Here is a 26,276-nt window from a genome sequence, read left to right on the forward strand (position 1 = left end):
CGGCCCCGGTTCAGAGGCGGCTCAGAGGTTGCGGTGCGATCGTGGTGCGCCCCGGCGGTGCTCGCCGCCGGGACGGAAGGAGTGATCCCCGATGGCCACCGCAGCACCACCGCGACCCGCCGGCCCGGCCCACCGGGCGGCGCGCCGCCCACCCGTGGCCGCCCCGCCCCGCCTGGTGCTCGCCCTGGTCGCCGCCGGCGCGCTCGGCGTCCTCGCGCTCTGGTGGTCAGACACCCCGGTGGTGGCAGGCCCGGCCGGGTGGCTGACCGGAGCGGGCCGGATCACCGGCCTGCTCGCCGGCTACGCGGCCCCGGTGCTGCTCCTGCTGATGGCCCGACTGCCGCCGCTGGAACGCGGGGTCGGTGCCGACCGGCTGGCCCGCTGGCACGCCTTCGGCGGTCGCTGGCTGGTGGCCGCGGTGTCCGTGCACGTGCTGTCCGTCGTCTGGGGCTACGCGCTGACCGACGGGCGCGGCCCGCTCGCCGAGGGCGTGGAGATCGTCCTCCACTTCCCCGAGATGCTCAAGGCCGCCCTGGCCACCCTGCTGATGCTGGGCACCGGCGCGGTGTCCGCCCGCGCCGCCCGCCGCCGGCTCTCCTACGAGACCTGGTACTACCTGCACCTGGCGACCTATCTCGCCGTCGCCCTGGCCTTCGGCCACCAGTTGGCCACCGGGGCCGACCTCGGCGACGGCCCGGCCCGCGCCGCCTGGTACGCCCTCTACCTCGGCACCGCCGCCCTGATCGGCTGGTACCGGCTGGCCGGACCGTGGCTGCTCGACCGCCGCCACCGGCTGCGGGTGGCCGAGGTCCGGCCGGAGGGCCCCGGCGTGGTGTCGCTCTTCGTCACCGGTCGGCGGCTGGACCTCCTGCGGGCCGAGCCCGGCCAGTTCTTCCGGCTGCAGTTCCAGGCGCCCGGGCTGCGCTGGGCCGCCAACCCGTACTCGCTGTCCGCACCGCCGCACCCGGACTTCCTGCGCTTCACCGTCAAGGACCTCGGCGGGCACAGCGCCGCGGTGGCCGCGCTGCGCCCCGGCACCCCGGTGCGCGCCGAGGGCCCGTACGGGGCGTTCACCGGGCGGCTGCAGCGGCGCGAGCGGGTGCTGCTGTTCGGGGCGGGGGTGGGCATCACCCCGCTGCGGGCACTGTTCGAGACGCTGCCGGGGGAGCTCACCCTCGTCCAGCGGGCCGCCCGGCCGCAGGACCTGCTGTTCCGGGCGGAGCTGGCGCAGGTCGCCCGGCGGCGCGGCGGCACGGTGCACGAACTGGTCGGCCCGCGGGAACGGGTCGGCGACCTGGGCGCCGCGCTCGCCCGGCTCGTCCCCGACCTCGCCGAGCACGAGGTCTACCTGTGCGGGCCGGAGGCGCTGACCGGGGAGGCGGTGCGGGCGCTGCGGGCCGCCGGGGTGCGGGCGGGGCGGATCCACCACGAGTCCTTCGCCCTCTGAGCCCGCCCCCACCGGCCCGGCCCGGCCACGCCGCCGTCCCGCCCGTCGCCGTCCTGCCCGTCGTCGTCCCGGCCGTCGCGTCCCGGCCGTCGTCGTCCCGGCGAACCACTGAACCGCCGAACCACCGAACCCCGAGGAGGCCCGCCCATGCGCCGAGCCGTCGTCAGCACCGCCGCCACCGCCGCCGGAGTGGTCCTGCTGCTCTCCCTCAAACCGCACGGCGCCGCCGGGCCCGCCCCGGTGATCAGCTCGGGCGGGGCCGCCGGCTCCGACGGCTCCGCGTCCGGCTCGGCCGGGTCCGCCGCCGGGGCCTCCGACGCCACCCCGGCCCCGTCCACCTCCCCCACCGGGGCCGGCGGGACGGGCGGCGCGGGTACCGTCCGGAAGGTCACCGGAGACGCCGTGAACACCCGCTACGGGCCGGTCCAGGTCGCGGTCACCCTCAGCGGGAGCAGGATCACCGCCGTCGACGTGGTCGAGTACCCCACCGAGGACCGCCGCGACCGGGAGATCAACAGCTCCGCGCTGCCGCTGCTCAACCAGGAGGCGCTGGCCGCCCAGAGCGCGCACGTCGACGTGGTCAGCGGCGCCACCTTCACCAGCGACGGCTACGCCCGCTCCCTGCAGAGCGCGCTCGACCGCGCCGGGCGGTGAGGCCGCCGTGCTCCGCCACGCCGAGCCCGTCATGGGCACCGTCTTCTCCTTCGCCGTCCGCGACCCGGGCCCGGACACCGCCGACGTGCTGCGCCGGATCGCCCGGCGGCTGCACCGGATCGACGCGGTCTTCTCGCCCTACCGGACGGACAGCCAGATCAGCCGCCTCGACCGGGGCGAGCTCGGCGTCGACGACTGCGACCCCGAGGTCCGTGCCGCCCTGGCGGCCTGCCGCGAGGTCGCCGACGAGACCGACGGCTACTTCACCGAACGCCCCGGCGGCCGGCTCGACCCGAGCGGCTGGGTCAAGGGCCGGGCCGTCGAGGAGGCCGCCGGGATGCTGGGCGACGCCGGGGCCCGGCAGTACTGCGTCAGCGGCGGCGGGGACGTGCAGACGGCCGGCGGGCCCTGGCGGATCGGCGTCGCCCACCCGCTGCGCACCGGCCGGCTCGCCGCCGTCCTGGCCGGCGACGGCCTGGCCGTGGCCACCTCCGGCACCGCCGAACGCGGCGCGCACGTCCTCGACCCGCACACCGGCCGCCCCGCGACCGGCCTCGCCTCGCTGACCCTGGTCGGCTCCCCCGGCACCGGCATCGCCCGCGTCGACGCCTGGGCCACCGCCGCGTTCGCGATGGGCCCCGACCGCGCCCTCGCCTGGGCCGGGCGACGCCCCGGCGTCGAAGCCCTGGCCGTGCTGCCCGACGGCACCAAGCGCTGGACGCCCGGCCTGCCCCGGCACCTCCCGGCCGTCGGCCCCGCCGACTTCCGGCCGGTCTGAGCCGCCCGGGCCTGCGTTCGAGGAGGAACCCGGGCCGCGGCCGCGCTCAGCGGACCGACGCGGCCCGCCACGCCTCCCGGGCGACCAACGGCGCCAGGTAGGACCACCGCCGCGAGCCGTCCGGGCACTCGCCGCCCTCCACCAGCGCCGACACGGCCTTGCGGGTGAACGGCACCCAGGCCGCCATGTCGTGCTCGAAGGTGCTGTGGCAGGCCTCGCGGCGCAGGTCGATCTCGGCGGCGTCGAGCCCGGAGCGGACGGTGGCGACCAGGGTGAAGCAGGACGCCGGCGCGCTCCAGCCCAGCCAGCTGATCACCGGCGGCCCGACGTCCTCCGGGCGCAGCCCCAGCTCCTCCTCCAGCCCGCGGTGCACCAGGCCGTAGAAGTCCTCCGCCGCACCGGGCTCGTCCCGGTACTTCATCGTCTCGTTGATGCCGACCGTCCACTGCGCCGGGAAGGTGTTCACCGCCAGCGAGCGCCGCAGCAGCAGCAACCGGCCCGCGCGGTCCCGCACCGCGACGCAGGCGCTGACCATGGTCGGCGGGGCGACGGCCACGAACCCGGTCAGGCCGAGCTCCAGGGCCTCCCGCACCCGCCGCGCCGAGTCCGCGTCCTCCCGGCCGAGCCGGGTCGTGGCCATGCACTCCGCGTAGTCGCTCTCCGCGATCCGCACCTCGCACACCCGGGCCCGGCTGTGCTCGCCGTGATCGACCGTCAGCCGCGAGACGTACGCCGTCCGCCCGGCCGCCCCGGCGGCGCGCTGCCGGTCCACCTCGTCCCGCCAGGCTGGGGTGGACAGCGCGTGCGGGCGCTCCACCCGGCCGCCGTAGTCCGTCACCAGCGTCGCGGGCGACAGCGGCCGCGTCGCCGACCAGGTGATCAGCGGCACCAGCCCGTCGGCCTCCGGGTCGTGCGCCCGCGCCCCCGGTGTCAGGCTCGCCCGCCGCACCCGGGCCAGCGGCACCCGCGAGCCCCCGTACTTGGCGAAGTCGTAGACCAGGTTGGTCACCACCCCGAGCAGCAGTGCCCCGCCCATCCCCAACCACCACTCCACAGAGGTCCCCCCGCCTCGAAGCCGACTCCCATTCTGGAGTTCCGGCGCCCCGGGCGACACCCGTTTCCGACGCCGGCCGACGGAGCGTCGGGCGGCCCCGGCAGCACGGCGCTCCGGGAGCACAGGCCGTTCCCTCAGGGGCAAACCGCCCGGCCCGCCCGCTCCTAGCGTGGAGCGCGTCACCACCCCACCCCGTCCCCGAGGGAGCACGCACCATGCCGTTCATCACCGTCGGCCAGGAGAACACCGCCGCCATCGAGCTCTACTACGAGGACCACGGCTCCGGTCAGCCGGTCGTCCTCATCCACGGCTTCCCCCTCGACGGGCACTCCTGGGAGCGGCAGAGCGCCGCCCTGCTCGACGCCGGGTACCGGGTCGTCACCTACGACCGCCGCGGGTTCGGGCGGTCCTCCCAGCCGACCACCGGCTACGACTACGACACCTTCGCCGCCGACCTGCACACCGTGCTGGAGACGCTGGACCTGCGGGACGCCGTGCTGGTCGGCTTCTCGATGGGCACCGGCGAGGTCGCCCGGTACGTGTCCGCCCACGGCTCGGACCGGATCGCCAAGGTCGCCTTCCTGGCCTCCCTGGAGCCCTGCCTGCTCAAGACCGACGACAACCCGGACGGCGCCGCCCCGAAGGAGTTCTTCGACGGCGTCGTCGCAGCGGTGAAGGCCGACCGCTACGCCTACTACCGCGACTTCTTCCAGGACTTCTTCAACCTCGACGAGAACCTCGGCAGCCGGATCAGCGAGGAGGCCGTCCGCAACAGCTGGAACACCGCGGCGAGCGGCGGCTCCTTCGCGGCCTCGGCCGCGCCCTCGACCTGGTACACCGACTTCCGGGCGGACATCCCGCGCGTCGACGTGCCCGCCCTGATCCTGCACGGCACCGGCGACCGCATCCTGCCGGTCGAGAACACCGGCCGCCCGTTCCACCGGGCGCTCCCCTCCGCCGAGTACGTGGAGATCGAGGGCGCGCCGCACGGCCTGCTCTGGACCCACGCCGAGGAGGTCAACGCGGCGCTGCTGGCCTTCCTGGCGAAGTGACCGCCGCGGCGGGGTGACTCCCCCGCGGCCCCGTCACCGCACGGGCGGGCCCGCCGACCGCCCCCGCCGCACCCCGACCGGCCGAGCCCCGAGCCCCGTACCGGACGTCCCCCCGAGGACGCCCGGTACGGGGCTCCGTCGCGTTCCCGGGGCTCCCACGGGCCGGCCCGCGCACCCCGGCCGGGACCGGTGCGCTCCGGGGACGGGGGCGGTGCACGGAGCGCCAACTCCGTTGTGCGGAGCCGACTTAACGTCAAGTCAGGCGGCCGGACGGGCCGCCCCCGTACATCCCGGCCCGTCCGGCCGCCACCACCGCCGCCCGCGCCCGGGCCGGCGGTCCGGAGCCACCACAGGAGGTAGTCGAGGTGCCTGCAATGCCGGTCAGCGGGCTCGTCCCGCGCGCCGTCGAGGCCGCCGCGGACGTCGTCGTCCGCAACGCGCGGATCCACACCGGGGACGCCCGCCGTCCGCAGGCGGGCGCCCTGGCCGTCCGCGACGGGCTGTTCACCGTCGTGGGCGAGGACGCCGACGTCGCCGCCGTGGTCGGGCCGTCCACCGTCGTGGTGGACGCGCTGGGCCGCCGGGTGGTGCCCGGCCTCAACGACGCCCACCTGCACGTGATCCGGGGCGGCCTCAACTACGTCCTGGAACTGCGCTGGGACGGCGTGCCCTCGCTGCGCCTGGCCCTGGCGATGCTCCGCGAGCAGGCCGCCCGCACGCCCGCGGGCCAGTGGGTGCGGGTCGTCGGCGGCTGGTCGGCCGAGCAGTTCGCCGAGAAGCGGCTGCCCACGCCCGCCGAACTGAACGAGGCCGCGCCGGACACCCCGGTGTTCGTGCTGCACCTCTACCAGTCGGCGATCCTCAACCGCGCGGCGCTGCGGGCCGTCGGGTACACCCGTGACACGCCCGACCCCAGGGGCGGCCAGATCGTCCGCGGCCGGGGCGGCGAGCCCAACGGCGTGCTGCTGGCGGCGCCGAGCGCGCTCGTCCTCTACTCCACCCTGGCCAAGGCCCCGGCCCTGGAGGGCGAGGACCGCCGCACCTCCACCCGGCACTTCCTGCGCGAGCTGAACCGGTTCGGGCTGACCTCGGCGATCGACGCGGCCGGGGGCTTCCAGAACTTCCCCGAGAACTACGGCACGGTGACCGAACTGGCCCGGGACGGCCTGCTGTCGCTGCGCATCGCCTACCACCTGTTCCCGCAGACCCCCGGCCAGGAGCTCGACGACCTGGCCCGCTGGGTCGCGACCGTGCGCCCCGGCGAGGGCGACGCCTGGCTGCGGCTGAACGGGGCCGGCGAGAACCTCACCTGGGCCGCCGCGGACTTCGAGAACTTCGCCGAGCCGCGGCCCGAACTCGGCCCCTACGAAGCCGAGTTCGAGAAGGCCGTCCGCCTGCTCATGGAGCACGGCTGGGGCTTCCGGCTGCACGCCACCTACGACGAGACGATCCGGCGCGACCTCGCGGTGTTCGAACGGCTCGCCGCGGAGGGGCTCTTCCCCGCCGGCAACCGGTGGCTCTTCGACCACGCCGAGACCGTCTCCCCGGACAGCCTCGACCGCATCGCGGCGCTCGGCGGCTCGCTCTCCGTGCAGAACCGGCTGTCCTTCCAGGGCGGGGCGTTCGCCCGCCGGTACGGCGCCGACGCCGCCGCCGGGGCCCCGCCGCTGCGAGCCATGCTGGAGCGCGGCCTGACCGTGGCCGCCGGGACGGACGCGACCCGGGTGTCCTCCTACAACCCCTGGGTCGCCCTGCACTGGCTGGTCTCCGGGCGCACCGTCGGCGGGCAGGCGACGCGCCCGCCGCGGAACCGGGTGGACCGTGCGACCGCGCTCGCCCTGTACACCAGGGCCGGCGCCGAACTGACCGGCGAGCAGGACGTCAAGGGCGTGCTCCGGGAGGGCTGCTACGCCGACCTCGCGGTGCTCTCCGCGGACTACTTCACCGTCCCCGAGCCGGACATCCCGCACATCGAGTCCGTGCTGACCGTCGTCGGCGGCCGGATCGTCCACGCCGCCGCCGAGTACGAGGGCATGGCGGAGGAGCTCCCGCCGGTCAGCCCCGACTGGAGCCCGGTCGCCCGCTTCGGCGGCTACCAGGCCCACCACCCGGGCACCAGCGGCGCGGGCGCCCGCCAGGCGGAGCTGCTCGGACAGGTCGTCGCCGAGTCGGAGCTGCAGCGCCGGTGGCGCGCGGACCGCGGCGACCTGACGGAGCACGCCCAGCCGTTCGACCCCTGCTTCCTGCTCTGACGCCGTCCGGCTCCCCGGACCGCCCCACCCCGACCTCCTCCACCCCACCGGCGTGGAGGCTCCCCCGACCGAAGGGAAACCCCCATGTTCGACGCGAACCAGGTCAGCGCCACCCCGAGCCCGGACCTGCTGACCCCCGACAACGCCGTCGTCCTCTTCGTGGACCACCAGCCGCAGATGTTCTTCGGCACCGGCAGCGGCGACCGGACCGCGATCATCAACGCCACGGTCGGCCTCGCCAAGGCCGCCAGGGCCTTCGACGTGCCGGTGGTGCTGACCACCGTCGCCGCCGAGTCCTTCTCCGGCCCGCTGCTGCCGCAGCTGGCCGCCGTCTTCCCCGACGCGGAGGTCCTCGACCGCACCTCGATGAACGCCTGGGAGGACCAGGCCGTCGTCGACGCCGTCAAGGCCACCGGCCGCGGGAAGGTCGTCATCGCCGGCCTGTGGACCGAGGTCTGCCTGGTGCTGCCGGTGCTCTCCATGCTCGCCCAGGGCTACGAGGTGTACGTCGTCACCGACGCCTCGGGCGGCGTCTCCCCGCAGGCCCACGAGCACGCCGTGCAGCGCATGACGCAGGGCGGCGCCGTCCCGGTGACCTGGGTGCAGGTGCTGCTGGAACTGCAGCGCGACTGGGCCCGGGCGGAGACGTACGGCGCCGTCATGGAGGTCGTCAAGGAGCACGCCGGCGCGTACGGCCTGGGCGTCGTCTACGCGCAGACCGTCATCGGGGCGCACGCGGCGGGCTGAGCCCCGCCGGCGCGCGACACCCGATCAGGAACCAGGGACAGGAACAGGAAGCGGACACGATGGATACCGGACTGCTGGTCCTCCGGCTGGTGGTGGGCCTGCTCATCGCCGGGCACGGGGTACAGAAGGTGAGCCACCGCCTCGGCGGCCACGGCCTGGCGGGCGGGACGGAGGAGTTCCGGCACGACGGCTTCCTCGGCGGCCCGCTCACCGCGCTCGCCGCGGGGGCCGGCCAGATCGGCTCGGGCCTGTTCCTGGCCCTGGGGGCGCTCACGCCCCTGGCGGCCATGGTCGCCATCGGCGTGATGACGGTGGCGATCACCGTCAAGCGCCCGAACGGGCTCTGGGTGCAGGACGACGGCTACGAGTACCCGCTGGTGCTGGTCGTGGTCACGGGCTCGCTGGCGCTCACCGGCCCGGGCCGGTGGTCCGCCGACCACGCGCTCGGCCTGCCCGGGTGGCCGCTCTGGCTGCCCGCCCTGGCCGTCGCCCTCGGCCTCGCCAGCGGCCTGCTGACCCGGGCTGTGCTGCACCGCCCCCCGACCGGGGAGGAGGCGGCCGCCGGTGCGCGCCCTGCTGGCTGACGCGCTGCGGACGGTGCGGCCGCCCCGGGCGGACCGGCACGGCCCGCTGCCGCCGCTGATGCTGCTGCTGACGGTGGCCACCGGTCTGGTCGACGCGGTGAGCTACCTCGGCCTCGGGCACGTCTTCGTGGCGAACATGACGGGCAACGTGGTCTTCCTGGGGTTCGCCCTGGCGGGGGCCTCCGGGCTGTCCGTCCCGGCCTCGCTGGTCTCGCTGGCGGCGTTCCTGACCGGTGCGCTCACCGGCGGCCGGCTCGGCACCCGGCTGGCGGCGCACCGCGGGCGCCTGCTGGCCCGGGCCGCCGCCGTCCAGGCCGTCCTGGCCGCCGCCGCCACCGCCACGGCGGCCGCCTCCGGCACCGGGGCCACCGCGTCCGGCGGCGCCGGGTACGCGCTGATCGTGCTGCTGGGGCTGGGCATGGGGCTGCAGAACGCGGTGGCCCGGCGGCTGGGCGTGCCCGACCTGACGACCACGGTGCTCACCCTGACGCTGACCGGGCTCGCCGCCGACTCGGCTCCGGCCGGGGGCGGCGCGCCCCGCCCGGGCCGGCGGATCCTCTCCGCGCTGGCGATGATGCTCGGCGGCGTCGCGGGCGGGGTCCTCGTCCTGCACGGGCTGCTGGTGGCGGCCCTCGGACTCGCCTCGGCGCTGCTGCTGGCCACCGCCGTGACGGCCCACCGAGTCTCGGCCCCCGACGCCCCGTGGGCGCCGCCGGTGGCCTGAGCCGCGGGTCGGTACCGCTGAAGGGCCGCCAGGCGGCGGTCCTTCAGCGGTGTGCCCCCGTCGTCGCCGCGGCACAACCGCCCATACCCCTCTGTATGATGATCTTTCAACAGTTGGGGGGTTCATGGACCAGCAGGCGCCGCAGGCCCTGGGGCCGCTGCTGCGCGCCCACCGGCACGCCGCCACGCTGACCCTGGAGGAGCTCTCGGAGCGCTCCGGCGTCAGTGCGCGAGCCATCGGCGACATGGAACGCGGCCACAGCCGGGGCCCCCAGCCCCGCACCGTCGACGCCCTCGCCACCGCCCTCGGCCTCCCCCCGGACGACGCCGCGGCCCTGCTCGCCGCCGCCCGCTCCGGCCGCCGGCGGCAGCCGGCCGTCACCGCCCGGCCCTGCGAACTCCCGCCCGCCGTACCCGACTTCACCGGCCGTGCGACCGAGACCGACTGGCTCGCCCGGACCACCACCGACCCCCGGGCGCACCGGGTGTCGATCGTCTCCGGCGCCCCCGGCCTCGGCAAGACCGCACTCGTCCTGCACGCCGGCCGGGCCCTCGGCGAGCGCTTCGCCGACGGCTGCCTCTTCCTCGACCTGCGCGGACTGGACACCGACCCGGTCCCCCCGCACGACGCCCTGGCGAGCCTGCTCCGGGCCCTGGGGGTGCGCGAACGCGACCTCCCGGTCGACACCGCCGAACGCCAGACGCTCTACCGCGGCCTGCTGCGGGAGCGGGACGCCCTCGTCGTCCTGGACAACGCCGCGCACGAGGGCCAGCTGCGCGCCCTGCTGCCCGGGCCCGGCCGGGGCACCGTCTGGGTCACCAGCCGCCGCTCGCTCACCGGCATCGAACACGCCCGGCGCCTCGTCCTGGAGCCGCTGCCCGCCGAGTCCGCCACCACCCTGCTCGGCGCGATCCTCGCCCAACGCGACGACCACCCGGCCCGGGACGACCGGCCGGCCGGCGGCGGCCACCCGGCCGACCCCGCCGCCCTGGCCCGGGTCGCCGACCTGTGCGGACACCTGCCGCTGGCCCTGCGCATCGCCGGCAACCGGCTGCTCAGCCGGCCCGCCTGGGACGCCCGCGACCTCGCCGACCGCCTCGACGACGAGGACCTGCGGCTCCACCGCCTCGCCGCCGGCGACCTGCGGATCCGCTCCGCCTTCCGGCTCTCCTACGAGCAGCTCGGGGAGCCCGAGCGCCGTCTGTTCCGCCGCCTGGCCCTCGTCCCCGGCCCGGACTTCGACGCCGCCGCCGGCGCCGTGCTCACCGGTCTGCGCCCCGGCCCGGTGGAGGAGATGCTGGACGAACTGCTCGAACTCGGCCTGCTCGGCACCACCGCCGGCGACCGGATGCTGTTCCACGACCTCCTCCGCCTCTACGCGCGCGAGCGGCTCGACGAGGAGGAGGGCGCGCAGGAGCGCCTGGCCGCCGACACCGCCCTGCACCGCTGGCTGCTCGACACCGCCGCCGCCGCGGGCCAGTGCTTCCAGCCCGACGGCCCCCGGCCCGGCAGCGCCTTCGCCACGCCGCGGGCCGCCCAGCTGTGGCTGGAGGCGGAGAGCGCCAACTGGCTCGCCGCACTGCGGCGGGCCGCGGTGGAGGGCCGGCACCCCGAGGTGGTGCGGACCGCCGAGTCCATGCACTGGTTCTCCGACCGCTGGACGTACTGGGGGCACTGGCCCGAGGTGTTCGGTCTCTCCCGCACCGCCGCCCGCGCGCTCGGCGACACCGCCGCGGAGGCGACCCACACCAACTACCTCGCCTGGGCGCAACTCTCCTGCCTGGGCCGCCCCCGCGAGGCGCTCGCCACCGCCGGCCAGGCCGCGGACCTCGCCGACCGGGCGGGGGACACCGTCCAGCAGGCCTGGGCGCGCTTCTACGCGGCCAGCGCCGCCAACCGGCTCGGGGACCTCGACACCGCGGTCCGGCGGGCCCGGCACTCCGCCGAGCTGTTCGCCGCGGCCGGCGACCGCGAGGGCCACCCGCAGGCGCTGATGGCGCTCTCCGCCGCCCAGCACCGGCAGGGCGCGGAGGCGGACTCGCTGGCCACCGCCGACACCATCCTCGGGCTGCTGGCCGACCCCGCCACCGCGCCGGGCGCGGCGCACATCGTCGACTTCACCACGGCCAACGCGCTGATCGGCAAGGGGCGGGCGCTGCTCGGCCTCGACCGACCGGCCGAGGCCGAGGCCGCCTTCACGCAGGCCCGCCGGGTGAGCGACCGCGTCGGCGTCCCGATGCTGACCGGCATCGCCGCGGTCGGGCAGGCCCGGGCCCTGGACGCCCTCGGCGAGCGGGACCGCGCGGTCGCCGCGGCGCGCGAGGCCCGGGCGGCCGCGGAAACCGCCGGCGACACCGTCCGGCAGGCCGAGGCCACGGCCCTGCTCGCCGACTGGACCGACCGTCCCTAAGCGCCGTCCCGGCGGGTGGGCGCGCCGGGCCCGGCCACCGGGCGGGGCAGCCCGGCCCGCAGGGCGGGTTCCGCCGCCGTACTCGCCGACCACTCGCTCGGCGAGACGCCGTAGGCGGCCCGGAACGCCCGGCTGAAGTGACTGGCGCTGACGAACCCCCAGCGGCCCGCGACCGCCGCCACGGTGGGCCGCCCCGCGGCCGGGCGGGCCAGGTCGCGCCGGCACATGTCGAGCCGCTGGCGCTGGATCCAGCGGACCACCGTGACGCCCTCGAAGCGGAAGAGCTTGTGCAGGTAGCGCACCGACACGTGGTGGGCGGCCGCGATCCGCTCCGGCCCGAGGTCGCGGTCCCCCAGGTGGCGCAGGATGTGGTCCTTGATCCGCGCCAGGGTGGCCAGCGCCGCCTCCGGGGCCGGCGGGGCCGACCGGCCGCGGCGTTCCTGGGCCAGCACGGCCAGCAGGTCCAGCGCCGTGGTGGCGAGCCGGCCGGCCACCGCCGGCTCCAGCTCCCCGGCCGAGCGGGCCAGCCGTTCCAGGTAGGCGGCCACCAGCCCGGCGGTGCCGGCGGAGCCGTCGAAGGCCGTCGCGGTGAGCACCCGCAGGTCCTCGTCGGAGACGCCGACCGCCGTCCTCGGCCAGTGGAAGGCGGTGAACTCGAAGTGCTCCGGGAGCTCCTTGACGAACGGCCGGCCGGCGTCGGAGATCGCGAAGGTGCCCGGGTCCAGCGGCACCTGGCGGTCGTTCTGGAGCAGCCGGGCCCGGCCGCGGTGCTGCAGGGCCAGCGTGATGTGGTCCTCACCGCCCCGGGCGATCAGGCCGGCGCTGCGCACCACCCGCTGCGGGCCGCCCCGCACCCGGGAGACCTGCAGTGCGCCCAGCCGCCGGCTGGTGATGGTCGCGGCCGCGGGCTCGGCCTCGAGCAGGGACACGTCCAGCGGGATGAAGGTGCGGGAGACCGCCTCGTGCCAGTACTCGGCGCGTTCGGCGGGCGGGATCGGGGCGGTGTCGAGGACGACAGTCATCAACGCTCCTACGACGGCTGTCGGGCACGTCGGACCAGCCGGTCCGGCGGCACGGGCGGGGAGGGCGGCGGGCGCGGGGACCGCGCCCGCCGGCTCCTCCATCACACCCCGCAGCGGTGCCCCGGACCAGGAGGAACAACAGGAGGAACTTCGCCCGCCGCCCGGACCGGAACGCCCCCGCCGGCCCGGCGGGTCGTCACCAGGAGTGCCGGTGCAGGGCGACGTGCACCGTGTCGACGGCCTGGATCAGCGCCGCGCGGGCCGTCCCGGTGGGGCAGTGGCCGGCGAGCAGCAGGAAGCCGTGCACCGCGCCCTGGTAGCGGGTCGCCACCACCGGGACGCCCGCCGCGCGCAGCCTGGCCGCGTACGCCTCCCCCTCGTCCCGCAGGACGTCGGCCTCGGCGGTGAGCACCAGCGCCGGGGGCAGCCCGGCGAGCTGGTCCAGCCCGGCCCGCAGCGGGGCGGCGGTGGGCTCCAGCCGCCGCTCCGGCTCCGGGACGTAGGCGTCCCAGAAGCGGCGCATGTGGTCGCGGTGCAGGAAGTAGCCCGTCGCGTAGCGGTGGTAGGACGGGGTGTCCAGGTCGGCGTCGGTCACCGGGCAGACCAGCACCTGGTGCAGCAGCGGGGCGTCGCCGTGCCGGCGGGCGAGCAGGGTCAGCGCCGCCACCAGGTTGGCGCCGGCCGAGTCCCCCACCGCGGCGATCCGCCGCCCGTCCAGGCCGAGCAGGTCGCCGTGCGCGTGGATCCAGCGGACGACGGCGTGGCACTGCTCGACGGCCACCGGGTAGCGGGCGAGCGGGGCGGCGGCGTAGTCGACGTAGACCACCGCGGCGTCGGCGCCCAGGGCGAACTCGGTGATCAGCCGGCGGTAGGAGGCGGCGTCCCCGAGCGCCCAGCCGAGGCCGGGCAGGAGGAGCACCACCGGGCTCGGTTCGACGGTGCCGGCCGGTCTGGTGACCTGGACGCGCACCCGCCCGGTCGGCCCGCAGGGCAGCTCGAACCAGCGGGTGGTGGTGCCGTACGGGTCGTCCGCTCCGCCGTCCCCCGGCAGCCGCCCGGCCGGCTCCCCCGGCCATGACGCCGGCCCCGCCGTCGGACCGGGCGTCGGGGCCGGGCCGTCCGCCACGGCCAGGAATCCGAGGTCCGGGAGCTCCGCCGCCGGGCGCCCGGCCCGGGCGTCCAGGAACTCCTGGAGCGCCCGGTCGAGCACCGGTCGGCCGCCGTGCGAGGGGGTGGTGGTGTCGGACAACGCTGATCTCCTGGCGTGGACGGATGGACGCCGCCGCGCCCGACGGGCGCCACGGCCGGAGCCCGGTGCGCACCGGGCGGGGCGTCGGCCCGCGGCCCCCGCCGCCGACGCGCCGCTCGACCGTACTGCGGGCGGGCCGCCCCGCCTGGTCTGTCCGCGCACGGATTTCCCGCCGGGGCGGACCGGGGGGCGGCCGTCGGCGTGCGACCGGTCAGCCGGCCGTGCCGCCCCCGGTCGCCCGCCACTCGCGCGGCGACACCCCGTAGGCGGCGCGGAAGGCCCGGCTGAAGTGCGCCGGGTTGACGAAGCCCCAGCGCTGGGCCACGGAGGAGACGGTCGGCGCGGTGCGCCCGCGGCGGGCCAGCTCCTCGGCACAGGCCTCCAGCCGGCGCCGCTGGACGAACCTGCTCACCGTCAGCCCCTCGCCCTCGAAGAGCCGGTGCAGGTAGCGCACCGAGATGTGGTGGGCGCCCGCGACGCTCTCCGGCGACAGCCCCGGGTCCTGCAGGTGGCGGTCGATGTGCGCGCGGATCCGGCGGACCAGGTGGTCGTTCGGGGCTTCCGGCTCCTCCACCGCCCGGCCGGTCAGCTGCCCGACGAGCGTGCTGAGCAGGTCCGCCACGCTGCCGGCCAGCCGGTCGCCGATCGGCGCGGGGTAGGAGTGGGCGGACGCCGCCAGCGTGCCCAGGAAGGGCAGCAGGACGGAGCCGCACCCCTCGCCGGGCGTGACGGCCGTGCCCGCCACCTGCCGCAGCTCCCCCTCCGACACCCCCAGCAGCCGGCGCGGCAGGTGGAACAGGTGGGTGCGGAAGCGTTCCGGATAGTCGAGCGAGTAGGGCCGCGCGGTGTCGTACAGCACCAGCCCGCCCCCGGCCACCTCGGCCCGTCGGCCGTCCTGTTCCAGCACGGCCCGCCCGGACACCTGCACCCCGACGCCCACCTGCGGTTCGGTCCGCGACCGGGCGATCAGGCCGGCGGTCCGGGACACCCGCGCCGCGTCCGCCTCCAGCGTGGAGACCCGGACGTACCCGAGCCGGTGCGACGCCAGACGGCCGTCGAACGGCCGCGCGGCGAGCGGGACCACCTCCACCGGCACCACCGTCCGTGACACCGCCTCGCCCCAGAACGCCGCCTTCTCACCGTCCGCCACCGACGCGGTCGTCACCTGCCAGCCCACCCGGCCGCCCTTTCCCCGAAGCCCTGCGCGGCCAGCCTGCTCCGCGGGTCGGACGCCGGGTTAGGTCATCTGACTGCCCCGTCGCGGCGGTGCGCCCCGGGGCCGGGCACGGTGCACGGGGAGGACAGGACCGGGCCGGTCAGCCGGGGCCGAGGGCGTGCGCGAGCGCGGCCCGCGAGGTGATGCCGAGCTTCGGGAAGACCTTGTAGAGGTGCGCGGCGACGGTGCGCGGCGACAGCTGCAGCAGCCCGCCGATCTCCTTGTTGGTCAGGCCGGTCGCCGCCAGCCGGGCGATCCGCAGCTCCTGCCCGGTCAGGGCCGCGGGGCCTGCGCCCTCCTCGGCGGCCGCGGCGGGGCCGCCCGGCTCGGGCGCCACCTGCTCGCCCGCGGCCCGGAGCTCCTCCTGGCAGCGCCGCGCCCAGGGGTCGGCCCGCAGCCGGCGGAAGGCGTGGTACGCCGCGCGCAGCACCTCGCGGGCGCCCGGCCGGTGCCGCCGGCGCAGCCAGGAGCCGTGCGCGAGCCGCAGCCGGGCGGCGTCGAACACCCACCGCTCGGCGTCGGGTACGGCGAAGGCCGCCCGGTACGCCTCGTCGGCACCGGCGTCGTCGGCGGCCACCGCGGCGGCGGCCGCGACCAGGAAGGCGTGGTGGCCGGAGATCCCGGCCGCGCCGACGGCCCGCGCGGCCGCCAGGTGCGCCCGCGCCTGGGCGTGGCGGCCGGTGTGCACGGCGGCCGTCACCAGGTCGAGGACCAGCGCGTGCCGCCAGGGCGGCCCGACGGGCGGCCGCTCGGCCGGAGCCGCCGGGGGGACTGCGGAGCCCGGGGCGACCGGGGCGAGCTGCGCGTACGCCTCCTCGTACCGCCCGTGGGCGAGGGCGGCGAGGCCCCGCAGGTGGGCGAGCCGGTCGAGGACGAAACGCATCCTGGCCCGGGTGGCGGTCGGCCCGATCGCCCGCTCGACCTCCCGCAGCCCCTCTTCGTCACCGCGGCCGGCCAGGAACTGGGCGTGGTAGTAGCGGAACATCAGCGCGTTGGCGTGGTAGCCGAGTTCGTCCGCGACCGCCGCCTCGCGCAGGCAGACGGCGGCCTGCTCCCAGCGGCCGAGCAGGAAGTCCTCGTGGCACTTGGCCTTCGCCACCGAGCCCTGGGTGGCGAAGCCGTGCAGGCCGGTGAGCCGCTGCCAGAGGTCGCCGCCGGGGCAGTCGAGCGCCGACGCGGTCCACAGCAGCAGCCAGGAGGCGCCCGCCTCCTGCTCCTCGGTCATCCCGTCGGCGACGGCGCGCAGTTCCCCGGCCACCGCCGGGTCCGGGTCGGTCCAGGCCCGCAGGCAGAGCCGGCCCGCCTCGGAGACGCTCCCCCGGTGGCGTTCCAGGGCCCGCCAGGCGCAGGGGTCGTCGGTGTGGGTGGCGGACAGCAGCAGCTTGAAGTAGACCTGCTCGACCAGCCCGCCGAAGGTGTCGGCGCCCGGCGCGGTCATCGCGTCGAGGGCTGCGGGCAGCAGCGCCGCGGAGGACGCGAAGTCGACCCGGTGGCTCTGGTCGACGTACACCCGGGCGTAGGCGAACAGCGGGGCGACGTCCGCCGGGACGGGTGCGCCGGACAGCCCGGCGACCAGCTCGGCGCTGTGCCGCAGCTGCCCGCCGCGGGCCGCCATCACGGCGGCCCAGGTGAGCCTGCGGGCGCGGTCGGCCGGGTCCGGGCTGAGGGCCGCGGCGCGCTCCAGCAGCAGCGCGCCCTCCGCGTCGCCGCCGCGGCGGGCCAGCCGGCGGCCGACCTCCTGGAGGCGGTCGGCGAGGGCGGCGTCCGGGAACAGGGCCGCCGAGGCCTCGTGGACCAGCCGACGCGGGTCGTCCGGGGCGAGGGCGGCGGCGAGCGTGCGGTGGGCCGCGCGCCGGTCGGCGTCGGAGGCGCCCGCGACCACCGCGCTGCGCACCAGCGGGTGGCGGAACACCAGCCGGCCGGCCGGGTCGAGCCGGGCGAGCCCGTCGGCCTCGATCCGCTCCAGGCTGCGGCGGGCGTCCTCGTCCGCGAGGGCGCTCAGCCACCCACTACCGGCGTCCGCGCCGGTGGCCAGCGCGCCGAGCAGCAGCAGGCGGCCGGCCTCCGGGGTCGTCCCGCCGAGCCGCTCGGCGAACATCCGCTCCAGCGTGCGCCCGAGCGGCAGGTGGTCCGGCAGCGGGGCGGCGCCGCGCTGCTGGGCGCCGGCCAGCTGCCGGGGCAGTTCGACCAGTGCCAGCGGGTTGCCGACGGCCTCGGCCAGCACCCGGTCGGCCGTGGTCGCGGCCAGCCCCGGGTGCCGGTCGGCCAGCAGTGCCGCCGCGTCGGCCCGGTCGAGCGCGCGCACGTCGACCGGCTCGTCCGACCAGCTCGAGGCCGCCGAACCCGCCGGGCGGCCGGCCCCGACGATCACCAGGGGCAGTTCGGCGCAGCGGCGGCGCAGGAAGGCGAAGACGGCCGCGCTGGAGGAGTCCACCCAGTGCAGGTCGTCCAGGAGGAGCAGGACCGGGGCGGTGCGCGCCGCGTCGCCCAGCAGCGCGAGGGTGGCGGCGCCGACGGCGAAGCCGCTCGGGGTGCCGGCCCGGACGCCGAGCGCGCTCTCCAGGGTGTCCCGCTGGTGGGGTGACAGGCCGTCCGAGCGCCGCAGGAGGGCCCAGACGGCCTGGTGCAGCGCGCCGAACGCGAAGTCGGTCTCCGCTTCGGCGCCGACGGCCCGCAGGACGGTGAAGCCGCGTCCGCGCGCCTGCCGCTCGGTCCAGGCCAGCAGGGTGCTCTTGCCGACCCCGGCCTCGCCGCGCAGCGGCACGGCGGTGCCGCCGGCGCCGCCGGCCGCCCGGACCAGGGCGGCCTCCAGGAGCCCGGTCTCCCGCCGCCGGCCGATCAGGGCGGGGCCCCGCGTCTCGTCCACCACTCTCGTTCCTCCCGGGTCGGCCGGCCTGCTCGCTGCCCCGGCCTCCCCAGGTTATCGCTCGTCAGCGGGCCTGGCGGACGTGCGCGACGGGCCCTCACCACCCCTTCTCGTCATCTTGACGAGATGCACCCGGGACCTTTATCGTCCTCATGACGAGAAGAGGTGCTCCTCCCCATGGCCGACATCACCAGACGCTTCGGACTGCGCCACCTGCGCGCCGTCCCCACCGCCCACATCCGCCACCTGAACCGCGGCAAGGTCGTCCACGACGGCACCGGCCTGGCGTTCTGGTTCCGGCCGCTCACCGCCGCCCTCTCCGAGGTGCCCGTGGACGACCGCGAGCTCGCCATGCTCTTCCACGCCCGCACCTCCGACTTCCAGGACGTCACCGTGCAGGCCACGCTGACCTACCGGATCACCGAACCCGCCGTCGCCGCGAGCCGCGTCGACTTCGGCATCGACCCGGACACCGGCGCCTGGCGCGCCGCCCCGCTCGACCAGCTCGCCACCCTGCTCACCGAGACCGCCCAGCAGCACGCGCTCGGACTGCTCGCCCGCACCACCCTCGCCGCCGCCCTGGTCGACGGCGTCAGCGCCGTGCGGGACCGGATGGCCGAGGGGCTCGCCGCCGAACCCCGGATCGCCGAGACCGGCCTCGCCGTGATCGCCGTCCGGGTCGTCGCCCTGCGCCCCGAACCCGAGGTGGAGCGGGCCCTGCGCACGCCCGCCCGGGAGCTGGTCCAGCAGGAGGCCGACCGGGCCACCTTCGAACGGCGCGCCGTCGCCGTCGAGCACGAGCGCGGCATCGCCGAGAACGAGCTCGCCAACCGGATCGAACTCGCCCGCCGGGAGGAACAGCTGCTCGCCCAGCAGGGCGCCAACAGCCGGCTCCAGGCCGAGGAGGAGGCCGTCGCCGGGCGGGTCCGCACCGACGCCGAGGCCGAACGCCGCATCCGGCTCGCCGGCGCCGAGGCGGACGCCGCCCGCGCCCTCGGCGACGCCCGCGCCGCCGCCGAGGCGGCCTGGCTCACCGCCCACCAGCAGGCCGACCCGGCCGTGCTGCGGGCCCTCGCCCTGATGCGGCTGGCCGAGCACCTGCCGCAGATCGACAGCATCACGCTCACCCCCGACGTGCTGACCGGGCTGCTGGCCAAGCTCGGCGGCCCCGCGGGCGGGACGGACCGGTGAGCCTCGCCCCCCGGGCGGTGCTGGTGCACCGCCGGACGGAGTACGAGGAGCTGCTCGCCCACCACGGCACGCCCGGGCAGGCCGCATTCTTCCTCTCCTCCCGCGGCCGCTCGGTCGAGGAGGTGGAGCAGCGCCACCACCGGCAGGCCGCCGCGCTGGCCCGGGCCGCCGCCGCCGTCCCGCTGGACTGGCGGCGCACCCGGGTCGAGCGCGCCGACCTGCCGCGCTTCCTGTTCGAACCGGGGGACGTGGTGGTCGTGGTCGGCCAGGACGGGCTGGTCGCCAACGCCGCCAAGTACCTCGACGGGCAGCCGGTGATCGGGGTCGACGCCGATCCCGGCCGCAACCCCGGCATCCTGGTCCGCCACCGCGCCTCCGCACTGCCCGTCCTGCTGGCGGCCGCCGTCTCCCGCGGCGGCGACCGGCACGTCGAGGAGCGCACCATGGTCGAGGCCGTCGCGGACGACACCCAGCGGCTGCTCGCGCTCAACGAGGTGTACCTCGGTCAGCCCGGCCACCAGACCGCGCGGTACCGGCTGGCGGTGGACGGGGAGGAGGCCGAGCCGCAGGCCTCCTCGGGCGTCCTGATCGGCACCGGGACCGGGGCCACCGGCTGGTGCCGCTCCGCCTGGCTGGAGCGCGGCGGCCCCGTGCCGCTGCCGGAGGCGGTGGCGCCGTCGCTCGCCTGGTTCGTCCGCGAGGCCTGGCCCTCGCCCACCACCGGCACCAGCCGGGTGCACGGCGTGCTCGACGACGGCCGCGGGCTGGTGCTGACCGTCGAGTCGGACCGGCTGGTGGCCTTCGGCGACGGCGTCGAGTCGGACGCCCTAGAGCTGACCTGGGGGCAGAGCGTCCGGGTCGGCGTGGCGGAGAACCGGCTGCGGCTGGTGGTCTGACGGCCCGTCGGCGGATCCCGGCCCACAGGCGGGTGCCGGCGGTCCGCAGGGCCTACGGCGCGTCGGAGGCGCCCGACGGGCCGGGCGCCTCGCCGGGGTCGGACGGGCCGGACGGGCCGGACGCGTCCGCGAGGCCGGACGGGCCGGGCGGGAGCACCCCGCCGAGCAGGGCCCGGACGGTCGCCCTCGCGAACTCCTCGGCCCCGGCCGGCCGGAGCGCCTCGGCGGGGGCCTCGGCGGCGTAGAAGAGCTCCAGGAAGGCCCGGTGGAAGCAGGCCCCGATCAGCAGCATGGCGGCGGCGTCCGGGTCGACGGCGGAGGAGACCCGGCCCAGCCGCTGTTCGGCGCGCAGGTAGTCGGCGAGCCGGGCACTGACGTTGTGCGGGCCGGCGTCGCCCAGCTTGCCGCGGTGGGCGGCGAGCAGCTCGGGGCTCGCGAACAGCGATCCGGCCATCGGGAAGGACTGCCGGTAGAACGGGACGGCGACCCGGACCACCTCCTCCAGGTGCTCGCCGACCGAGCCCAGGCCGGCCCGGCCCGGCAGGTCGGCCACCGCGTCGGCGAGGCGCGGGGCGCGCTCGCGCAGCACCCGGACGAAGATCTCCTCCTTGTCGCGGAAGTGCTTGTACAGCGCCGCCTCGGAGCAGCCGGCGGCCCGGGCGATCTCCTTGGTGGTGGTGCGGGTGAGCCCCACGGTGGCGATCAGGCGGGCCGCGGCGTCGAGCACCCGCGCCCGGGTGAGGGCCCCGCCGGTCAGCGGCGCGGCGGCCGCCGGCCCGCCCGGGCCCGCGTCGCCCGGGCCCCCGTCGCCCCGCTTGCCGCCGTCTCGATCCGCGCCGTCTCGGTTCACGGGCGCCAGCCTACCTTGACAGGTGGGTGAGCACTCACCCACCATCGAAGTAAGCATTCACTCACCCCCTGGGAGCAGTCATGCGACTCACTGTTCTCGGCGCCACCGGAGGCGTCGGACGCCATCTGGTCGGCCACGCCCTGGCCGACGGGCACCAGGTCGTGGCGGCGGTCCGCGATCCGGCGCGACTGCCGCTCCGCCACGAGCGGCTGACCGTCGTCCGGACGGACGCCCTCGACCCCGCGTCCCTGAAGCCCGTGGTCGAGGGGGCCGACGCGGTGCTCTCCGGCATCGGCGCGAACGGCCGCTCGGACCCGCTGAAGCCCGCCTCGACCTCCGCCCGGGCGGTGGTGGCGGCGATGACCGAGGTCGGGGTGCGCCGGATCCTCACGGTGAGCGCGGCGCCGCTCAACCGCACCGGGGCCGGCCAGTCCGTGCTCGCCGGCCGGATCCTCTCGCCACTGCTCCGGGCGTTCCTGCGGGACGTCTACACCGACCTGGAGGCGATGGAGCGCGTCCTGCGGGCGAGCGGTCTGGACTGGACGGCCGTCCGGCCGCCGCGACTGACCGACGGACCCGGCCGGGGCCACTACCGCCGGAGCGTCGACTCCGGCCCGCCCACCAGCTCCGTCAGCCGGTCCGACGTCGCGCGGGCGATGCTCGACCTCGTCGCCGCCCCGGAGACCTTCGGCCACACCGTGGGCGTGAGCGCCTGACGGACCCGCCCGGCCCCGGACGCCGTCCGCCGACCCCGGTCAGACCCGGGGCCGACGGGCGGCGCCGCCATTGACATGTCCCGGCGATAGCTGTGAAGCTGCTTGAAACTGCCTACTTTCAAGCAACTTCGCGCAGCAAGTGAACATCTCTTGCGCAATCGACGGGAGAACCCACCGTGCGCCAGGTTCGCCAGCGCTTACGCCGGGCCGCCCTCGGCGTGGCCCTGACCAGCATCGCCGCCGTGGCCGGGCCCGCCCTGCCGGCCCGCGCCGCGACCCCCGGCTCCGCCGTCCTCGACCAGGACCACCAGAGCGTCACCTGGCAGAGCGCCCAGTACGCCAAGGGGACGCTCGGCGGCCCGGGCACCTGCCCGCCCGCCGGCCAGGACCCGGGCGGGGCCGTCTGCGACCGCTTCGACCTGACCGTGACCGTCCCCGCCGGCTACTGGGACGACAACCCGGAGGGCGGCGTCCCGGTCTCCGTGCAGTGGCAGAACCCCACCGACGACTTCGACCTGTACGTCTACGACGACGCCGGCAAGGAGGTCGCCCAGAGCGCCGGCACCGCCGACCCCGAGGCCACCGTCATCCCGAAGGCCTCCGGCACCTACCACGTCCTGGTCGTCCCCTACGACGTGCACGGCGGCTCCTTCACCGGCCGGGCCTACCTGCCGCAGACCGCCGACGCCGGCGACCTCACCTCCCTCACCGGCTCCCAGGGCGGCTACGACATCGCCGCCGGCGCGCTCAGGGCCCGGGTGGACTTCCTCGCCGACGACCAGCTCCGGCTGCAGGCCGCCCCCGACGGCGTCCTCACCGACCCGGCCGGCCGCACCATCGTCCGCACCCAGCCCGCACCCCAGCGGAACACGAGCACCTTCGACGCCGGCGCGTACTACGGCATCCGCTCCCCCGGCCTGGTGCTGCGGGTCTACAAGCACCCGCTGCGCTTCGGCCTGTACAAGGCCGACGACCGCACCGCCCTCTGGCAGGAGGCCGCCCCGCTGCGCTGGAGCACCGGCGGGCTGCGGCAGAGCCTCGTCCGCGGCCCCGACGAGCAGTTCTTCGGCGGCGGCGAGCAGAACGGCTCCTTCTCCCACCGCGACCGGACGATCCACGTCGCCAACAGCTCGAACTGGAACGAGGGCGGCTACAACAACTCCCAGCCGTTCTACGTCTCCACCGCCGGCTACGGCGTCTTCCGCAACACCTTCGCCCCCGGCACCTACGACTTCGGCTCCCCCGTGCACACCGGGCAGCAGGAACGCCGCCTGGACGCCTACTACTTCACCGGTGACATCAAGTCGGTGATCGGCCGCTACACCGCCCTCGTCGGCAAGCCCTTCATGCCGCCCGTCTACGGCCTGGAACCCGGCGACTCCGACTGCTACCTGCACAACGCCAACCGCGGCGAGCGCCACACCCTGGACGCGCTCAAGGTCGCCGACGGCTACGTCCAGCACGGCATGCCGCTCGGCTGGATGCTCGTCAACGACGGCTACGGCTGCGGCTACGAGGACCTCGCCAGGACCGGCGAGGGCCTGCGCAAGGACCACGCCCAGCTCGGCCTCTGGACCCAGAACGGCCTTCCCGACCAGGCCGCCGAGGTCAAGGCCGGCGTCCGGGTGCGCAAGCTCGACGTCGCCTGGGTCGGCAACGGCTACGACTTCGCCCTGAACGCCTGCGACCAGGCCAAGGCCGGCATCGAGGACAGCAGCGACGCCCGGGGCTTCGTCTGGCTGCCGGTCTCCTGGGCCGGCGCCCAGCGCTGCGGGGTGCTCTGGAGCGGCGACCAGAGCCTGTCCTGGGACTACATCCGCTGGCAGATCCCCACCTACGCCGGCGCCACCATGTCCGGCATCGCCTACAACACCGGCGACATCGGCTCCATCTTCCGGCGCGACCCGCAGATGTACACCCGCGACCTGCAGTGGAAGGCCTTCCTGCCCACCGTCATGACCATGGACGGCTGGGCCCGCGACATGACCGGCAAGGAGCAGCGCGACCAGCAGCCCTGGCTGGACGGCGAGCCCTACACCTCGATCAACCGCAAGTACCTGCAGCTGAAGGAGCGGCTGCTGCCCTACATGTACACCCTGTCCGCGGAGGCCACCCGGACCGGCGTCGGCGCCGTGCGCCCGCTCGCCCTCGAGTACCCGCACGACCCGGCCGCCCTCGGCCCGAACGCCACCTACGAGTTCCTCGCCGGGCCGGACTTCCTGGTCGCCCCGGTCTACTCCGACACCTCGGTGCGCAACGGCATCTACCTGCCCGAGGGCACCTGGACCGACTACTGGACCGGACGCACCTACCAGGGCCCCACCACGATCGACGGCTACGCCGCCCCGCTGGACACCCTGCCGCTGTTCGTCCGCGGGGGCGCCATCGTCCCGATGTGGCCCAAGGGCACGCTCTCCTGGCAGGACCGCGACCGCGGCGAGCTCGACTACGACCTCTACCCGAAGGGCGACTCCTCGTACACGCTGTACGAGGACGACGGCGTCACCCGGCAGTTCGCCGCCGGCTCCTCGGCGACGCAGCGGGTCGACGTGCACGCCGACCGCGCCGTCACCAGCGTCCGGGTCGGCGCCAGCACGGGGACGTACGCCGGCAAGCCGGCCGCCCGCTCCTACCGCTTCACCGTGCACGGCCAGGACGCCCCGCGCCTGGTCGTCACCCGGGGCGGCCCGCTGCCCCGGCTGGACTCGGCGGCCGCGCTCGACGCCGCCCCCTCGGGCTGGTACCACGACCCGGCGACCGGGGTGACGCACATCCGCACGCCCTCCCTGCCCACCGACCGCGGGTTCTCGGTGGAGATCGTCCGCGGCGGCCGCTGACCGGCCGGCCCGCACCGGGCTCCCCCCGCCGACCGGGCTCCCCCGCGCACCTCCGCGGGGGAGCCCGGTCGCGTCGCCGGGCACCCTGTCCGCGGCCGCCGGGGTGGCGTAGCGTGGCCGGATGAACACGAACGCGTCACCCCGGTACGACGTCGTGATCGTCGGCGGTGGGCACAACGGACTGGTCTCGGCGGCCTACCTGGCCCGCGCCGGGCTGCGGGTGCTCGTGCTGGAACGGCTGCCGCGGGTGGGCGGGGCCGCGGTCTCCACCCGCGCCTTCGCGGGCGTGGACGCCCGCTTGTCGCGCTACTCGTACCTGGTGAGCCTGCTGCCCCGGAAGGTGGTCACCGACCTGGGGCTGCGGCTGGAGCTGCGGCGGCGGCGGATCTCCTCGTACACGCCCGCCGTCCGGGACGGCAAGCCCACCGGGCTGCTGGTGGACGCGTCCGACCCCGGGCGCACCCGGGACTCGTTCCGGGCCCTGACCGGCACGGACCGGGAGTGGGAGGCCTGGCAGCGCTTCCAGGAGACGACCGGGCGGCTCGCCCGGCGGGTGTTCCCCACCCTCACCGAGCCGCTGCCCACCCGCGCCGAACTGCGCCGGCGGGTCGCCGACGAGGACGCCTGGACCTCCGTGTTCGAACGGCCGCTCGGCGAGACGATCGAGCGGACCTTCGCCGACGACCTGGTGCGCGGCGTCGTCCTCACCGACGCGCTGATCGGCACCTTCACCCACGCCCACGACCCGTCACTGCGCCAGAACCGGTGCTTCCTCTACCACGTGATCGGCAACGGGACCGGCGACTGGGACGTCCCGGTCGGCGGGATGGGCGCCGTCACCGGGGCGCTGGCCGGGGCGGCGCTGGCGGCCGGCGCCACGATCCGCACCGGCTGCGAGGTCACCGGCATCGCCACCGACGGCCGCGGCGACGCCGAGGTCGGCTACCGCCACCAGGGCGGCGAGGCGGTCGCGGTGGGCCGCCGGGTGCTGGTCAACGCCGCCCCGGCGACGCTCGCCCGGCTGCTCGGCGAACACCCCGGGCCCGCCCCCGAGGGTGCCCAGCTGAAGGTCAACATGGTGCTCCGCCGGCTGCCCCGGCTGCGCGACCCCGCCGCGGACCCCCGGGAGGCCTTCGCGGGCACCTTCCACATCGCCGAGGGCTACCGGCAGTTGGAGACCGCCCACACCGAGGCGGCGGCCGGCCGGATGCCCGGCGCACCGCCCTCGGAGATCTACTGCCACACCCTGACCGACCCCTCCGTCCTCGGCCCCGAGGCGCTCCGCCAGGGCCTGCACACCCTGACCCTGTTCGGCCTGCACCTGCCCGCCCGGCTGTTCACCGACCCGGCCGCCAAGGACCGTGCCCTGGCCGCCGCGCTGGCCCAGGTGGACGAGGTGCTCGCCGAACCGCTCGCCGACTGCCTGGCCACCGACTCCGCCGGCCGCCCCTGCCTGGAGGCCAGGACGCCGCCCGAGCTGGAGCGGGAGCTCGGCCTGCCCGGCGGCCACATCTTCCACCGGGACCTCGCCTTCCCGTACCGCACCGAGACCGCCGACACCGCCGGCACCGCCGCCGCCCGCTGGGGCGTGGCGACCGCCCGCCCCGACGTGCTGCTCTGCGGGGCGGGGGCGGTGCGCGGCGGGGGCGTCAGCGGCATCCCGGGCCACAACGCGGCCCGGGCCGTCCTGGAGGACCTGGCCGGCGGCGGCCGCCCCTCGCGGTGACGGCG

Annotated in this window: 20 protein-coding genes; 14 read left to right on the forward strand and 6 right to left on the reverse strand. The window is 76.7% G+C overall.

Going from position 1 to position 26,276, the window contains the following annotated elements; translation table 11 throughout:
- Nucleotides 1-91: 91 nt before the first annotated feature.
- From ACIA8Q_RS24995 to ACIA8Q_RS25005, 3 genes are all read left to right on the forward strand, one after another.
- Entirely contained in the window at nt 92-1,447 is a 1,356-nt protein-coding gene (locus tag ACIA8Q_RS24995; RefSeq protein ID WP_360209621.1) for a ferredoxin reductase family protein, read from the forward strand.
- Between the two features lie 147 nt (nt 1,448-1,594).
- A complete protein-coding gene (locus tag ACIA8Q_RS25000; protein ID WP_387905477.1) occupies nt 1,595-2,101 on the forward strand; it encodes an FMN-binding protein in 507 nt (168 codons plus the stop codon).
- 31 nt (nt 2,102-2,132) lie between these two features.
- Complete coding sequence (locus tag ACIA8Q_RS25005) at nt 2,133-2,879, forward strand: FAD:protein FMN transferase (RefSeq protein WP_387905651.1); 747 nt, start codon at nt 2,133-2,135, stop codon at nt 2,877-2,879.
- A 46-nt stretch (nt 2,880-2,925) separates the two neighbouring features.
- Here ACIA8Q_RS25005 and ACIA8Q_RS25010 read toward each other — a convergent pair whose 3' ends face one another.
- Complete coding sequence (locus tag ACIA8Q_RS25010; protein WP_387905474.1) at nt 2,926-3,915, reverse strand: hypothetical protein; 990 nt, start codon at nt 3,913-3,915, stop codon at nt 2,926-2,928.
- Nucleotides 3,916-4,148: 233 nt separating this feature from the next.
- Here ACIA8Q_RS25010 and ACIA8Q_RS25015 point away from each other — a divergent pair, with 233 nt between their 5' ends.
- The 6 genes from ACIA8Q_RS25015 to ACIA8Q_RS25040 all read left to right on the forward strand — a co-directional run bounded on the left by ACIA8Q_RS25015 (nt 4,149) and on the right by ACIA8Q_RS25040 (nt 11,702).
- Entirely contained in the window at nt 4,149-4,985 is an 837-nt protein-coding gene (locus ACIA8Q_RS25015; protein ID WP_360209610.1) for an alpha/beta hydrolase, read from the forward strand.
- Between the two features lie 374 nt (nt 4,986-5,359).
- A complete protein-coding gene (locus ACIA8Q_RS25020; protein ID WP_360209776.1) occupies nt 5,360-7,237 on the forward strand; it encodes an amidohydrolase in 1,878 nt (625 codons plus the stop codon).
- 84 nt (nt 7,238-7,321) lie between these two features.
- Nucleotides 7,322-7,984: a hydrolase gene (locus ACIA8Q_RS25025; RefSeq protein ID WP_396317705.1), complete on the forward strand. Its 663-nt coding sequence runs from the start codon at nt 7,322-7,324 to the stop codon at nt 7,982-7,984.
- Nucleotides 7,985-8,043: 59 nt separating this feature from the next.
- On the forward strand, nt 8,044-8,568 hold the full coding sequence (locus ACIA8Q_RS25030; protein WP_360209604.1) for a DoxX family protein: 525 nt from the start codon (nt 8,044-8,046) through the stop codon (nt 8,566-8,568).
- A complete protein-coding gene (locus ACIA8Q_RS25035; RefSeq protein ID WP_360209602.1) occupies nt 8,549-9,292 on the forward strand; it encodes a YoaK family protein in 744 nt (247 codons plus the stop codon). Before ACIA8Q_RS25030 ends, ACIA8Q_RS25035 begins: the two co-directional genes overlap by 20 nt.
- Nucleotides 9,293-9,416: 124 nt before the next feature.
- Nucleotides 9,417-11,702 (forward strand): helix-turn-helix domain-containing protein, encoded by a 2,286-nt coding sequence (locus ACIA8Q_RS25040; RefSeq protein WP_360209599.1) that lies wholly within the window; start codon nt 9,417-9,419, stop codon nt 11,700-11,702.
- Here ACIA8Q_RS25040 and ACIA8Q_RS25045 read toward each other — a convergent pair.
- The 4 genes from ACIA8Q_RS25045 to ACIA8Q_RS25060 form a co-directional block, all read right to left on the reverse strand.
- A complete protein-coding gene (locus ACIA8Q_RS25045; RefSeq protein WP_360209597.1) occupies nt 11,699-12,724 on the reverse strand; it encodes a helix-turn-helix domain-containing protein in 1,026 nt (341 codons plus the stop codon). The two genes, ACIA8Q_RS25040 and ACIA8Q_RS25045, sit on opposite strands and share 4 nt — an antisense overlap.
- Nucleotides 12,725-12,920: 196 nt before the next feature.
- Nucleotides 12,921-13,973 carry an alpha/beta hydrolase gene (locus ACIA8Q_RS25050; RefSeq protein ID WP_396317706.1) on the reverse strand — a complete coding sequence of 351 codons (1,053 nt, stop codon included), beginning with the start codon at nt 13,971-13,973 and terminating at the stop codon, nt 12,921-12,923.
- Between the two features lie 211 nt (nt 13,974-14,184).
- Nucleotides 14,185-15,150 (reverse strand): helix-turn-helix domain-containing protein, encoded by a 966-nt coding sequence (locus tag ACIA8Q_RS25055; protein ID WP_396317707.1) that lies wholly within the window; start codon nt 15,148-15,150, stop codon nt 14,185-14,187.
- 139 nt (nt 15,151-15,289) lie between these two features.
- Nucleotides 15,290-18,055 carry an AAA family ATPase gene (locus ACIA8Q_RS25060; protein ID WP_396317708.1) on the reverse strand — a complete coding sequence of 922 codons (2,766 nt, stop codon included), beginning with the start codon at nt 18,053-18,055 and terminating at the stop codon, nt 15,290-15,292.
- Nucleotides 18,056-18,232: 177 nt separating this feature from the next.
- On the opposite strand from ACIA8Q_RS25060, the gene ACIA8Q_RS25065 reads away from it, so the two are divergent.
- Complete coding sequence (locus ACIA8Q_RS25065; protein WP_360209585.1) at nt 18,233-19,246, forward strand: SPFH domain-containing protein; 1,014 nt, start codon at nt 18,233-18,235, stop codon at nt 19,244-19,246.
- Complete coding sequence (locus ACIA8Q_RS25070) at nt 19,243-20,142, forward strand: hypothetical protein (RefSeq protein ID WP_360209582.1); 900 nt, start codon at nt 19,243-19,245, stop codon at nt 20,140-20,142. The genes ACIA8Q_RS25065 and ACIA8Q_RS25070 overlap by 4 nt, the downstream gene beginning before the upstream one ends.
- Before the next feature lie 52 nt (nt 20,143-20,194).
- Here ACIA8Q_RS25070 and ACIA8Q_RS25075 read toward each other — a convergent pair whose 3' ends face one another.
- Entirely contained in the window at nt 20,195-20,899 is a 705-nt protein-coding gene (locus ACIA8Q_RS25075) for a TetR/AcrR family transcriptional regulator (protein ID WP_360209774.1), read from the reverse strand.
- 173 nt (nt 20,900-21,072) lie between these two features.
- On the opposite strand from ACIA8Q_RS25075, the gene ACIA8Q_RS25080 reads away from it, so the two are divergent.
- The 3 genes from ACIA8Q_RS25080 (at nt 21,073) to ACIA8Q_RS25090 (ending at nt 26,271) form a co-directional block, all read left to right on the forward strand.
- Nucleotides 21,073-21,708 (forward strand): NAD(P)-dependent oxidoreductase, encoded by a 636-nt coding sequence (locus ACIA8Q_RS25080; protein ID WP_396317709.1) that lies wholly within the window; start codon nt 21,073-21,075, stop codon nt 21,706-21,708.
- A 176-nt stretch (nt 21,709-21,884) separates the two neighbouring features.
- Nucleotides 21,885-24,545: a TIM-barrel domain-containing protein gene (locus ACIA8Q_RS25085; protein ID WP_396317710.1), complete on the forward strand. Its 2,661-nt coding sequence runs from the start codon at nt 21,885-21,887 to the stop codon at nt 24,543-24,545.
- Nucleotides 24,546-24,666: 121 nt separating this feature from the next.
- A complete protein-coding gene (locus ACIA8Q_RS25090; protein WP_387905453.1) occupies nt 24,667-26,271 on the forward strand; it encodes a phytoene desaturase family protein in 1,605 nt (534 codons plus the stop codon).
- The last annotated feature ends 5 nt before the right edge of the window (nt 26,272-26,276 follow it).

This window comes from Kitasatospora sp. NPDC051705, assembly GCF_044453265.1.
In the GTDB taxonomy this organism is placed as follows: domain Bacteria; phylum Actinomycetota; class Actinomycetes; order Streptomycetales; family Streptomycetaceae; genus Kitasatospora.

Coding starts and splice junctions, on each gene's coding strand:
- ACIA8Q_RS25025 (WP_396317705.1), top strand. CDS start 7,322: ATGTTCGACGCGAACCAGGTCAGCGCCACCCCGAGCCCGGACCTGCTG.
- ACIA8Q_RS25010 (WP_387905474.1), bottom strand. CDS start 3,915: ATGGGCGGGGCACTGCTGCTCGGGGTGGTGACCAACCTGGTCTACGAC.
- ACIA8Q_RS25020 (WP_360209776.1), top strand. CDS start 5,360: ATGCCGGTCAGCGGGCTCGTCCCGCGCGCCGTCGAGGCCGCCGCGGAC.
- ACIA8Q_RS25080 (WP_396317709.1), top strand. CDS start 21,073: ATGCGACTCACTGTTCTCGGCGCCACCGGAGGCGTCGGACGCCATCTG.
- ACIA8Q_RS25040 (WP_360209599.1), top strand. CDS start 9,417: ATGGACCAGCAGGCGCCGCAGGCCCTGGGGCCGCTGCTGCGCGCCCAC.
- ACIA8Q_RS25005 (WP_387905651.1), top strand. CDS start 2,133: ATGGGCACCGTCTTCTCCTTCGCCGTCCGCGACCCGGGCCCGGACACC.
- ACIA8Q_RS24995 (WP_360209621.1), top strand. CDS start 92: ATGGCCACCGCAGCACCACCGCGACCCGCCGGCCCGGCCCACCGGGCG.
- ACIA8Q_RS25000 (WP_387905477.1), top strand. CDS start 1,595: ATGCGCCGAGCCGTCGTCAGCACCGCCGCCACCGCCGCCGGAGTGGTC.
- ACIA8Q_RS25015 (WP_360209610.1), top strand. CDS start 4,149: ATGCCGTTCATCACCGTCGGCCAGGAGAACACCGCCGCCATCGAGCTC.
- ACIA8Q_RS25030 (WP_360209604.1), top strand. CDS start 8,044: ATGGATACCGGACTGCTGGTCCTCCGGCTGGTGGTGGGCCTGCTCATC.
- ACIA8Q_RS25045 (WP_360209597.1), bottom strand. CDS start 12,724: ATGACTGTCGTCCTCGACACCGCCCCGATCCCGCCCGCCGAACGCGCC.
- ACIA8Q_RS25065 (WP_360209585.1), top strand. CDS start 18,233: ATGGCCGACATCACCAGACGCTTCGGACTGCGCCACCTGCGCGCCGTC.
- ACIA8Q_RS25090 (WP_387905453.1), top strand. CDS start 24,667: ATGAACACGAACGCGTCACCCCGGTACGACGTCGTGATCGTCGGCGGT.